The organism is Pseudoalteromonas sp. TB51, from assembly GCF_000498055.1.
Taxonomy (GTDB): Bacteria; Pseudomonadota; Gammaproteobacteria; order Enterobacterales; family Alteromonadaceae; genus Pseudoalteromonas; species Pseudoalteromonas atlantica.
In genome coordinates this window covers 1-12355 of the sequence record NZ_AUTO01000177.1, presented here as the reverse complement: position 1 = coordinate 12355, position 12355 = coordinate 1, and the positions used below count along the sequence as shown (strand labels likewise).

General features: G+C 43.0%; 9 protein-coding genes. 2 read left to right on the top strand and 7 right to left on the bottom strand.

Translation table 11 applies throughout. The annotated features are described in order from the left end of the window. Positions 1 to 15: 15 nt before the first annotated feature. The 7 genes from L650_RS0109240 to L650_RS0109210 form a co-directional block, all read right to left on the bottom strand. Positions 16 to 1302 (bottom strand): sensor histidine kinase, encoded by a 1287-nt coding sequence (locus tag L650_RS0109240; RefSeq protein WP_029772932.1) that lies wholly within the window; start codon positions 1300 to 1302, stop codon positions 16 to 18. Next, positions 1299 to 1982 carry a response regulator transcription factor gene (locus tag L650_RS0109235; RefSeq protein ID WP_029772931.1) on the bottom strand — a complete coding sequence of 228 codons (684 nt, stop codon included), beginning with the start codon at positions 1980 to 1982 and terminating at the stop codon, positions 1299 to 1301. Before L650_RS0109235 ends, L650_RS0109240 begins: the two co-directional genes overlap by 4 nt. Next, a complete protein-coding gene (locus tag L650_RS0109230) occupies positions 1982 to 5167 on the bottom strand; it encodes an efflux RND transporter permease subunit (protein WP_029772930.1) in 3186 nt (1061 codons plus the stop codon). The genes L650_RS0109235 and L650_RS0109230 overlap by 1 nt, the downstream gene beginning before the upstream one ends. Further along, positions 5167 to 6312 carry an efflux RND transporter periplasmic adaptor subunit gene (locus L650_RS0109225; RefSeq protein ID WP_029772929.1) on the bottom strand — a complete coding sequence of 382 codons (1146 nt, stop codon included), beginning with the start codon at positions 6310 to 6312 and terminating at the stop codon, positions 5167 to 5169. Before L650_RS0109225 ends, L650_RS0109230 begins: the two co-directional genes overlap by 1 nt. Next, positions 6309 to 7670 carry a TolC family protein gene (locus L650_RS0109220; protein ID WP_029772928.1) on the bottom strand — a complete coding sequence of 454 codons (1362 nt, stop codon included), beginning with the start codon at positions 7668 to 7670 and terminating at the stop codon, positions 6309 to 6311. Before L650_RS0109220 ends, L650_RS0109225 begins: the two co-directional genes overlap by 4 nt. A 116-nt stretch (positions 7671 to 7786) precedes the next feature. Beyond that, complete coding sequence (locus L650_RS0109215; RefSeq protein WP_085065458.1) at positions 7787 to 8413, bottom strand: acyloxyacyl hydrolase; 627 nt, start codon at positions 8411 to 8413, stop codon at positions 7787 to 7789. Between the two features lie 68 nt (positions 8414 to 8481). Further along, a complete protein-coding gene (locus tag L650_RS0109210; protein WP_029772927.1) occupies positions 8482 to 9819 on the bottom strand; it encodes an MATE family efflux transporter in 1338 nt (445 codons plus the stop codon). 172 nt (positions 9820 to 9991) lie between these two features. Here L650_RS0109210 and L650_RS0109205 point away from each other — a divergent pair, with 172 nt between their 5' ends. Then, positions 9992 to 10888, top strand: a complete 897-nt coding sequence (locus tag L650_RS0109205) for a LysR family transcriptional regulator (protein WP_024033248.1) — start codon at positions 9992 to 9994, stop codon at positions 10886 to 10888. A gap of 247 nt (positions 10889 to 11135) precedes the next feature. Then, positions 11136 to 12355 (top strand): YHYH protein (locus tag L650_RS0109200; RefSeq protein WP_085065457.1); only part of this gene is annotated, 1220 nt, incomplete at its 3' end.

Below are 12355 nucleotides of genomic sequence, written 5' to 3'. Positions count from 1 at the left end.
TAATTAACCTAATAACTAACTAAAATCAACCACCACTTCATAGCGCCCTGGCATATCGTTTACATCGTAAACCCAGCCGTGGCGTTTAATTATTTTTTCGCTTAATTGCAAGCCTAGTCCGTACCCTATGCTGGCGTGTTTTGCTGAAGGCGAGCTCGCTTTAGGGGCATCGTCTTGCTTACTACAATTAACAATAGTCACTTTACTGCCTTGCTGCGTAATATGTACTTGGCCAAATTGGGTATGTTGGTAGGCATTACGAATTAAATTAGTCAGTACTATGTGGCACGCAGTAGCATCGGTGGTAATAACGCTCTCTTGCTGGGTGTTTAAAACCACCTCAACGTGCTTAGCATTAAGCAAGTAGTTAAGCTCATTACTCAGGGTCGTTATTTTATCACTAAGGTTTACAGGTTCTGGACTACTTTGCTGATCTTCGTTGCGGCTTAGCCATAATAACGTATCGGTTAAATCGCTCATGGTTAAACCGGCGCGCTCTATACGCTCAAGTGTAAGCTGTTGTTTATCACTTAACGGGGCTTTTTCGCTCAGCCGATTGAGTAACTCAACGTTACTGCGAATAACCGAAATTGGCGTACGCAGCTCGTGGCTGGCATAGCTTAAAAAGCGCTGTTCACGCTCTACGCTTTCATTTGCCGAAAGTAAGCTGCTGCGTATTAATGTGGCTAAAGTGTTTAGTTCGTTATATGTAAAATCGGGCGGTGTTTGCTGCAGATTAGTTTGGTTTAACGATTTAGCCCAACCCCTTAACGACTCCACTGGCTTGGCTATTTTTTTCATTACCATAAACAAAAAAAACGCAAATAATACAATGGCAGCAATGCCTGTAATGGCAATCCATAGCATGCGTTGTTCGGGCTCTATATTAGCGAGCAATTTTGGTTTGTCTTTTTCGAGCATAATGCGCGATATATAACGCGGCTCGCCTTCGGGGTTTGGATAATACACCACAAAAAATAAATTTTGCGGCATAGAAAACATCGATGGCCTGTCTTTTGTTTTATGTAAAAGCCCCACCTCTGTTGGTTTTTTAAAACGCTGCTGAATTGACGCAGGCATGTCTTCCCAGCGACTTGCTATATTAAAGCCCACCAGCTCTTTTGTTTCCCCAGGCTTTACTTCTGTGGTTTGCGAAAGCTTTAACATAACTCCGTTTAAGCCTTTATCTAGCCCATCAATAAAGTAATTTACACTTAAAAACGAAAAGCCAATGGCCATAGCAGAGCTAAGCACCACCATACTGGCAAAAAAGTAGAGCCTTAAACTAGGCCTTATTTTCATTGTGGTTGCCCTTCATTTGCTGTTATTGCAAAGCCCACACTAGGAATGGTTTCAAGTGTAACTTGGTGTGTGGTGGCTTCTAATTGCTTACGTAAATGATGCACATGCACTTTTAAACTGTTGCTGTCGGGCTGCTCTTCGCCCCATATAGCTTGCATAATGCTACTGCGCGTAACAGGCTGCGGCGCATGGCGTACTAAGGTTTCTAGCAATTTAAATGCAATGGGCGATAACTTTAATGTTTGCCCCTCTACATCGGCACTGCGCTTTGCTAAATCTAAATTTAAATTAGCTAAAGTGAGGCGTTTTGCCTCACCACTTTTGCGCTTTGCCAGTACTTGTACTCGCGCTACAAGCTCTTTCATGGCGAAGGGTTTTACTAAATAGTCGTCGCTACCGGCGGCAAAGCCCTCAAGTTTATTATCGAGGCTATCGCGTGCGGTCAACATTAATACCGGAATATCTTTACCTTGTTCACGCAATGTTTTGCACATTGTTAAGCCGTCCATTTTGGGCATGTTTACATCTAAAATAATCATTTGATAATCATTAATTTGCAGTAAATTTAAGCCCAAAACGCCGTTGCTTGCATGGTCACACTCAATGTCTTCTATATCGAGGTAATCAACAATTGTTGTTGCCAGGTCTATGTCGTCTTCAACCAGTAGTACGTTTATCATTAAGAGGCAGCTCCTTGGGTGCGTTTACCACTTAAAAAGTCTAACACATTGGCAAGTAAGCGCTTAATGTCTATTTGAATCATTAATAATGCCGGAATAAGGATTAACGTAATAACCGTGGCAAACAAAATACCATAACCAAGTGATGCTGCAGCAGGAATTAAAAACTGTGCCTGCATTGAGGTTTCGCTTAATAACGGCACTAAGCCCGCATAGGTGGTAATTGAGGTAAGCATTACCGCGCGCAGGCGGCTTGTACACGACTCTACAATGGCATCGTGCGTGCTCATGCCTTCATCTTTTACCAGCTCGTTGAAGCGCGATACCAATAATAGGCTGTCGTTTACAACCACCCCACTGAGGGCCAAAATACCATTTAAAGAAAGTATGCTGATGGTTAAGTCGTTCCACCAATGGCCTAAAATAGCACCCACAATACCAAAAGGAATCGCCACCATAATCAACATAGGTTGAATGTACGATTTAAGCGGAATCGCCAGCAATACGTAAATAACTAATAACGCGGCTATAAACATAGTGGCCATTGAGCCTGTTGTTTCGTCTTGCTCTTCGGCTTCTCCGGCAAAGTGAATACTTAAGTTAGGAAATTGCGCGTTAAGCTCAGGTACTAAATCGCGGCTTAAGTTAGCAACTAATTCGTTAGATGCCACAATGTTTTTATCTACTTGTGCGCTTAAGTAAATTGCACGTAGGCCATCAATGCGGGTTATTTCATCTTGCTGATATTCGCTACTTATATTGGCTACGTTAACCAAAGGTACTACGGTGCCATCGGGTAACCTAATACGCGATTGCATTATATCGGCTGGTGTTTTACGGGCGTTTTCTGGGTAACGCACACGTACTTTTACTTCGTCTTTATCGCGCTGGTAACGCTGTACAATTGCTCCACCAAAAGCTTGTAAAACCTGCTCTGATAGGCTCGCCGTATCCATACCTAAAGCGCGCCCTTGTGCGTTTAAGGTAAATTTAAGCTGTGGCTGACCTGGGTTTAAATTATCATCTATGCCATTAACACCAGCAGTATTTTGTAAGCGCTCTTTAAACAGTGCGCCTGCGGCCATTACGGTTTCGTCATCCCAGGCTTTTAACTCTACTTTAAAGTTATCGACCATTTTACGTGTAGCCAATACTTGTAGTTTTTTGCTGCCCTCTGGCATACCGGCAAGGCGCTGCCATTCTTGTGCAAATTCGCTTGCTGTAAAGTCGCCCTCGTTTAACAGCTCAACACTTACCGTACCGCTAGTATCGCTACTGCTCACTAATTGTAAGCTCGTTATTTCGCTCTCTTGCGAGTCAAACTTATCCATTAAATTTTGCTGGGCTTGTAGTGCACTTTGCTCAAGCGCTAACAAGTTTTTATTAGTTTGCCCATACGCTGCATCGTTTTGCATAACAAGCTCAGCGGTTACGGTATCGCCGGCAATACTTGGGAAAAAACCTACTTTTACTGCACCGGTCATAGGCATACCAACAACCAGAATAAAAAAGGCCACAAATGCAGCAACAATGGCGTATCTAAATCGTAACGAGTATTCAATAACGCGGCGGTACACTTTATCGCTAAACCAAGTTAGGCCGCTGTCGGCGCCGTGCTGCACCTTTGACCACAAGCCACTAAGGCCCGACTTTAACTGGCGTTTAGTACTTACGTGGGCTAAATGCGACGGTAAAATAAGTTTTGATTCAACAACCGAAAGCAGTAAACAAATCGTCACTACGGTCGCAAACTGTGAGTAAATTTTACCTAAATTGCCAGATACATTCGAAAGCGCAACAAACGCAGCTACCGTGGTTAATACGCCAAATATGGTGGGGACAGCCACCTTCATGGTGCCTAAAATCGTGTTATTTAGGGTGTCGCCGTGTTTTTTGCGAGTGGTGTAGATACTCTCCCCTACAACCACGGCATCGTCGACCACGATCCCCAACGCCATAATAAAACCAAAGGTGGTCATTTCATTTATGGTCAGCGCGGTGTAGCTGTCGGTCATAAAGTACAGTGTGCCAAAAAATACAAATGGCAAGCCACCTGCAACCCATAGCGCAACGCGTACATTTAAAAATATCGCTAAAATAACAAACACCATAATAATACCGGTTACGGCATTTTTAGTAAGCAGCGATAGGCGCTCGGTGATCATGGTGCTTTTATCGTGCCAGCTTTCAAGCTCTACATTTTGCGGTAATAAGCCGCGCTCGTGCCATGTATCAATTACGCTTTGTGCTTGCTCAACTATGGTGGTTATATCACTATTTTCATCCATTAAAATTTCAATGCCTACGGCATTTTTCTGGTTATAACGACTTAGTGAGTTGGTATCTTCTGCGAATGTGTCGGTAACGGTTGCTACATCACCTAATTTAATTTGTGTGCCTGATTGCGTTGTAAGCAACACTATATTGGCAAAGTCGCGCTGCCAATAAGCTTGGTCTGCCGCTTTTAGGCGCATTATTTTATTGCTATCGCGCAAGCTAGTAGAAAGCGGGCTCGATGATTCGTTGTTAATCACCTCGCTTACATCGCTAATTGTTAAACCGTAGGCTTGTAGTTTGCCTTCGTCGATTTCTACCGACATCATAGGGTCAAGCACGCCCGACTGCTCTACATCGCTAATGCCCGATTTAGCTAATAAATCGGCTTTTAGTTTTTCACCTAGGTTTTGCAACGTATGGCGGTCGGCATCACCAAATAATTGTAAAGTTAATGCGTGATCTTGCCTGCGCGCTTTGTCGATCACCGGCTCTTCGGCATCTGCCGGAAAGTTATTTATGGCATCAACTTGGTTTTTAACATCGGTGAGTAGCTCATCAAGCGAGTAATCGGTTTTTTTCTCAATGCTTACATGGCTGCCGCTGGCATCGGATGTAGAGGTAATGCGCTTAATACCGGGTACGGTTTCAAGGGCTTCTTCTACTTTTAGGGCGATGCCTTCTTCTGCTTGTAAGGCATCGCCACTGTCGTAAACCACCGATACCGAAATAGTATCTGGCTCAAGGCTTGGAAACGCCTCTTTACGCAAAGTAGAAAGCGACATTATGCCCATTACTATTACGCTAATGAGTAATAAATTGGCGGCCACTGAGTTGTTAGCAAACCAGCTAATAATGCCGTGCAAAGGGTTAGTATTATTAGGTAATTGCGGTGCTTGATGCGGGCTCATTATGGCATCTCCTCAACAATTGGGTTTACTAACATATCGTTTAAGTAGCTTACGAGTGGGCGAGCCACCACACGTAAATTAGTGTGCCCTTCAATAGGAGAGATATAAACGTCATCACCGCGCTCAAATAGTTTTTGCGCTTGAATGCTCATTAACGTGTTTTGATCGTTTACGTACCAAATTAAGCCTTCTTGCGATACTGCTGAGGCGGGTAATTTAATTACGTTGTTAAGCGCTTTACCGGCAATTTGTACCGCTAAAAATGTACCTGGTAATAACGGTGTTGCTTGCTCAAAAGGTTTGTCTAGCGCAACCACTACACTGCGCTGGCGAGAGTTATCGTCAAGATGCTGCTCAAAACGAGCAATGTAACCTTGCCACTGATTCTGTGTTGTTACATCACTTAAAATAACCTCGCCCGACTTATCGCTTGCCAGGTTTTGCCATTGGCTTAATGAAAGCGGTACGCTAATTTCTACTTTGTCGGTGCTGTTTAATGTAGCAAGTGTATCGCCAATGCTTACGTAAGTGCCTAAATCTACATCGCGCGATAAAATAACAGCATCAAACGGGGCACTTATATGGGTGTTTTTTTCATCACGCTGCGCAGTTTGTAGTGCGTATTGGGCGTTATCTGCCGTTGCTTGGGCGGCTTCTAGCTGTAGCGTTCTAAATACTAAAGGCGAGCTTGGTGCTTGTGTTACACCCGAGCGCTGCCATTCACGCTTTGCTTGGTTTCCTAAGTCTTGCTCTTCTTGTAGGGCAAGTTTGGCATCTGCCAATGTGGCTTTAGCGCTCGCGACTGCTTGTAAGTATTCGGTGTTATCTATTTGTGCAAGCACTTGGCCCTTTTTAACTACATTACCGGTAGCAAATTGCTCGCTCATATTGGTTATTTCGCCCTTAACTTGTGCTTTTAAGCTAAGTGCCCAGTGTGCTTTAGCCTCACCGTGGCCGCTAACATAGGCTTGATACGTACTTGGCACAGCGTTAATAACCGATACATTGGGTGCCACAGATTTAGCCGGCTCTGGCTTTGGGCCATTTGCTTGCTGCGCCATTTTTTGGCCGTTATATGAAATAGCAAGCCCTATACAAACAATGGCAACAAGAGTTACAACAACAGGTACTGGCGAAATTTTCATGACGATACTCCAAGGCCCAAGGCAAGGCCTAAATCTATACGGTTAGTTAAAAGGGTGTAATTTATTTGGCTAAGCTGAGCTTGTAGGTCGTACACCTGCTGCTGCACAGTGAGTAGGTCTAAAATATCAACCAAACCTTGCTGGTATTTACTTTGGTAGTTGCTATAACTGCGCTTAGCACTGGCAAGTGCTTTACTAATTTGTAGCTGCTGCTGTGTTAATGATTGCTCTTGGCCTAGTGCGTTTTCTACTTCGTTTACGGCGCTAAGTAGCGTGTCTTGGTATTCCCAAAAGGCTTGTTCGGCATTTAATTTTGCAATATCAACTTGTGCACGAAGTGCCCCGCCTTGAAACAATGGCGCACTTAAACTGCCTAATAAGTTCCAAACTGGGCTGGTTAATAATGCTTGGCTGGGTGTAGTTGCTAAATCGCTAAGCGATGCCGAAAGCGTAATGCTTGGCAGTAAATCTTTGTAAGCTACATCAACTAAATAACGTTTAGATTGAATATTGTAATAGGCACTTTGTAAATCGGGACGACGCGCTAAATCTTGCTCTGGTAGCGCGCTTAGCGGCTCAATAACCTCAGGTAAAACAGAAGTAGTAGGTAAGTTTTCAAGTTTATCAACGCCCACTAATAATACTAAAGCACGTTTAGCTTGCGCTATTTGTTCTTGATAATCGGCAATAGTGGCTCGGGTAGAGGCGGTATTTGTACGCGCGGTATCAAGGGCTTCTAAATCACCTAAGCCGTATTGGTAACGCTCAACAATACTTTGCTCGTTATTTTCTAAAACCGTTAAACGCTGCTGCTCTATGTTAAGTAAATCTTGCTGCAAAATAATGTTTAAATACGTGCGCATCACGCTGGCTACTAAGGTGTCTTTAGCGCCTTGGTAAGTGGCCTGATTACTGGCTATGGTCATGTCTTGCGCGGCTACGTTATCAGCAATTTTTTGCCATACGTCGGCCTCCCAGCTAACCCCTAGTGATGAGCTGTACTGTGTGCCAGTTGTTTCGTTGCGCTGAGCGTCAAAATCGGCATCTACACTAAACCACTGGCTTGCTGCGGTAACATCGCGCTGCGCATAAGCAAGTTTTAGCGCCACATGCACTTGGTTAAATGAAGGGTTATTTGCAACGGCTTGGTTAATAAGCGAATCAAGCCCTGCTATATTCACTAAATCAGTGATATAACTTACCTCGGTTGCATCATCTTGTGTGTATTGCCAATTTGCATGCTGCTTTAGCGATTGCTCGGTGCTATTACCTGTATAGCTTGGCTGGCTACTACACGCAGCAAGCGTGCAGCTAAGTGCAAGCAATAAAACCGTTGAGCGCTTTTTAAAATAAACCATTTAACTGTGCCTAATTTACATCATTACACACAGTGTATTAGGGCAAGGGTTAAGGATGGGTTAAAAGGGGTTAACTAAAAACCTCAGTGAAATATTTTTCACCGAGGTAGATAATATTAAAGTGCGCGAGAGTAGCTTAGCGATATAAAATCGAGGCCTGGGTTGGGCTTTTTAATACCAGCGTTTGAATAATGAAAATACTTAAGTGACACGCTATGTTGCTCAGCCTCACCAAATTTCATGGCAATGCCTAGGCGGTCTTCAAACTGGTAATGTGTGCTTATGTTTTTTCCCGCAAATTTGGTGTCATCTAATAAGCTTAAACCAATACCAAACTCGGCAAAAACGCGGTTCCCAGCAATACTGCCAATAGGATAAAAAATAACAGGTGAAAGCGATAAGCCTAAATTAGCGTCGTAGCGTTTTGGGTCATCGTATTCAAAAAAGTTGGCATTGGCTTCTAGGTAAATCTCTAGCTCTTCAAAGCCTTCTATTTGATAATCTAAGGCATATTGATAAGCCACCTTAATCCCTCGCACGTCTCCTTCACCTTGAATATAGCTCATCGAAAAGTAATCTTGTGCAGCCGTTGCAGCGCCTGCGTATAGCGTTATAGCTATTAAAAATAATTTATAAAGTTTCATGTTATTCACCTCAAGCAGCTCTATTTTCATTGCAATTGCTTGACCTAAACACAGCAAATTTAGCTGCTCTAGATTAAGCAATGATTCAATGAGGTGCATACTAATTGCATTTAACTATTTTGATAATTGCAATTTAAGTGGAATAACTTTCTTCAATATATTGATAATTAAACAGTGCTTGAGCGCGCGCTAACGTGTGTTGTTAACCGCTTATATTGCTGCTTAAAAAGCTGCCAACCCACAATGCCCGACAAGGTATTACCGCATGCCATACCGATAAATAACCCTGTTAAACCGTAAAAATACGAGCCTAACCAAAGTAGTGGTAAGTAACACAAAAATAGCCGTAATATGGAGATAAATAAGGCCGTGGTCGCAAAGCCCAGCGCGTTACATACCGACACCGTGATCATACATACACCCAAAGCCGCGTAGCTCAGGGGCACAAATGCAAAGTAATCTGTTAGGTTAGCCACTATTTCACTATTATTGCTAAGCGCATTTGCAAGCGGGTTAGCCACACCTAGCATAATAACCGCTAATAAAATTTGTATGCCAATTACAAAACCGCACGCAAGTTTTACTACGCTTAATATTTGCCTAAGCTCGCCCCGCCCTTTTAAATTTCCAACAATGGGGGGCAGCGCCATGGTAAGCGCTAAAATTAAAATAATCGCAATATATTCAATACGGTTTGCAAGCCCCCAAGCTGCTACAGCAAACCCACCATACACGGCAATCAATGCCGTTACTATCATGGCTGAAATAGGCGGAATAAACTGTGAAAGTAAAGCCGGCGCCATCATTTTGGCAATGGCTTTTATTGCCTGCTCGGTGCGGTTTTTTAAAACGTCAAAGGTTACAAGGTCTCGTTTAATAAGCGTGTAAAACACCACTACTAAGCCTATTGAAAAAGCAACACAGCTTGCCCATGCAGCACCCGCTAACTCCATATCAAAGGTAAACATAAACAATGGATCGAGCGCTATATTTAACACACTGGTTAGCACCATAATTCGCCCAGGCAATAAGGTTTCGTTATGAGCACGGCAAATGCTGTAACCAAAATAAAGCAGCGCTCCAAGCCAGCAGCTTATTAGCCAAGGCAACCAGTAAAGCTCAGTTAAATTAAATAACGAAGGCGTTGCACCCAGCGCTAAAATTATAGGCTGCTGAAAAAGCCACAACGCCAAGCACAATAGCGTTACTATTACGGTGCCAATAAGTACGATTAAACTACCTAAGTAGCGTGCGTAGTTAACTTTATTTTCCCCAAGTGCAGTAGAAATGGTCGCAGTTGCCGCAATACCTAAGCCTACTTGTACTCCCACAATTACCTGAAAAATAGCAATACTAAAGGCAACTACAGCGAGCGGCTCAGCGCCTAGCTTAGCAATAAAAATACTATCAACCAGCTGGCTTCCCATAATAGAAAACAAGCCAACCAACATAGGCCAGGTTTGCTTAAATAAATACTTTAAAAGTAATGATGTATTACGGCTCATAAGGCAGGCTCACTCTAAACTTAAAAATTTAAACGAGAAAAATACCGAAAAAAAAGGCGCTTATAGTAAGCGCCACAGGAAAAGTCACAATGAATAAGCTGCTAGTATATTTACACAACTAAGTATTGATAATATAGTTGTTTAAATAATCAGTTTATTGAAAAATTTGATAATGAACATTGCCCATTTAAATCTGTTTGTCAGAATCGCAACAACACATAATATTAGCTTAGCTGGCAAGGAGTTAGGTTTGTCGGCCGCGGTTTCTAGTGCCCAAATGAATAAGCTTGAAGAAACGCTCGGCGTTAAACTCATTCATCGTACAACCCGAAAAGTATCGCTAACCGAAGAGGGCCAAGCTTTTTTACCCCACGCCGAGGAAGTGCTTGCCAATGTTGAAATGGCACGCGCCTCGGTAGGTATAGGCAGTGTAACTCCACAAGGAAAATTGCGCATTACCGCCCCTGCTTCGTTCGGGCGTATGCATATTATTCCTGCATTGGCTGGATTTATTGAGCAATACCCCGACCTGACAATTGATTTACGCTTAAGCGATAGCATTATTGATATGGTCGGCGGTGGTTTTGATATAGCAATACGCGACGCCGCATTAAACGACTCAACCCTTATAGCCCGAAAGGTTGCCCGCGATAAACGCTTAATTTGCGCATCGCCTAATTACCTTGCAAAACACGGCGCCCCAACAACACCGCAAGATTTAAAAAATCATACCTGTGTTAATTTACATGGTTTAACTACGTGGTCGTTTATTACACCCGAGGGCACACAAAACATTAAAACCAATAACGTATTACAAGCCGATAACGGTGAAGCGGTGCGCGATGCGTGCGTGCAAGGCTTAGGTATTACGCTAATGTCGAGCTGGTGTGCCTATAAAAAATTACAAAGTGGTGAGCTGGTACAAATTTTACAAGACTACCCACTTGCATCCGACACCGCTATTTGGAGTGTTTACCCAAGTTCGCGTTTATTAGCGCCAAAAGTAAGGGCCTTTATAGACTACTTTAGCGGCTACTTTGGTGACGAACCCTACTGGGAAAAAATATAATTATTTAACCGTAAAATATAAAAGCACAAACCAAGGTTTGTGCTTTTTGCGTTTTAAGCTTTAAACTTTAAGCTTTAAACTTTAAGCTTTAAACTTTAAGCTTTAAATATAAGGAGCTTTATTAGGTAAGCCTTGGGCAAGTAAAAACAGCAGCAGCTAACTTGTACTTTTATACTTCGTATTTAATCGTGTAAGTTTATTGAATAACTTAATAAAAACTCCCTATAATGTTAATTAAAAGCTAGCCATGCACCTCAAACATATCAATAACTCTTTTAAAACTTTCATTTTATTTGCACAATTTATTGCCATACTAAAACCTACGTATATAAATCGTTTTGGGGTAAGTATGAGAACAATTAAACGAAGTCGTTTAAAAGCGCCTAGCGTTAACACTACAAAGACTAAGCTCGCATTTTTCCTGCTTAGTGCCACGGTACTTTTAACTGCATGTGGCGAGCAGATAAAAAGCGAAAGTACACCTGCCTCCCCAGAAGCTAAAAGCGCTAAAAACACGCTTATTAATACCGATGATTTTAATATTAAAGCCATGGTAAAGCTGCCACAAACTGTAGAGTGTACGCTTGAAAACGGCCTACAAACTCAGTGTGCTCAAGTGGTTTTAAAATATCAGCCCGACAACATTGAAGTCGGCCCTTTTTGCCCAGAAACACTCGACGACGTAGGCGGAATTTGGGATTGGGATGGCACCGATGCGGGGCTATATAGGTTAGATAAAGCATTTTTAACCATGCTTAACGAGCAAGGTTTTACCTTTTACGATGAAGACGGCAACGTGCATATTGTTGATAACGCGACCATTCGCCCAACAGTTGATCATGCATGTATTAATGTATCGGTAGATAAAAGCGTAGAAATTACCGCCCTTTTACCACTGCACCCTGTTATGTCTGAGCAATCAACAGCGCTGGGCACTGTATCTAAAGTGGGTATAGCGCTTGCGGGTGTGCCTATTTTTTCGGATGCGCCAAGTGTGCAACATACTGGGCATTTACCCGCGCTTGATACCTGCGCAGGCCATATTGATCCGGGCGGTTGGTACCACTACCACGGCACCGCTAGTGATATAGACAGCGTATATAAACACGAACATGTTAACGCCAACTGTAATAATTTAACGCAAAAGCCAAGCGCCCTATTTGGTTATGGCTTTGATGGCTACCCAATTTACGGAAGCCAAGAAATTGATGGTACATCCCCAACCGAGCTTGATAGCTGTAATGGCCACACAGGCCCTGCAGGTGAAAGCGGCATAGTTACTTACCACTACCATGCAAGTAATACATTCCCTAACTTACCTAAGTGCTTAAAAGGCGTGGTTGCACAAAACAACTTTACGACCACAGCACAAGCGGGTGTAGGGGCCAAGCCACCTGAAGGCACTAAAATAACTCGCCATGAACCACCTGGTGGCGGCGCTCCAAAAGCAGGTGGTCCTAACGGCGG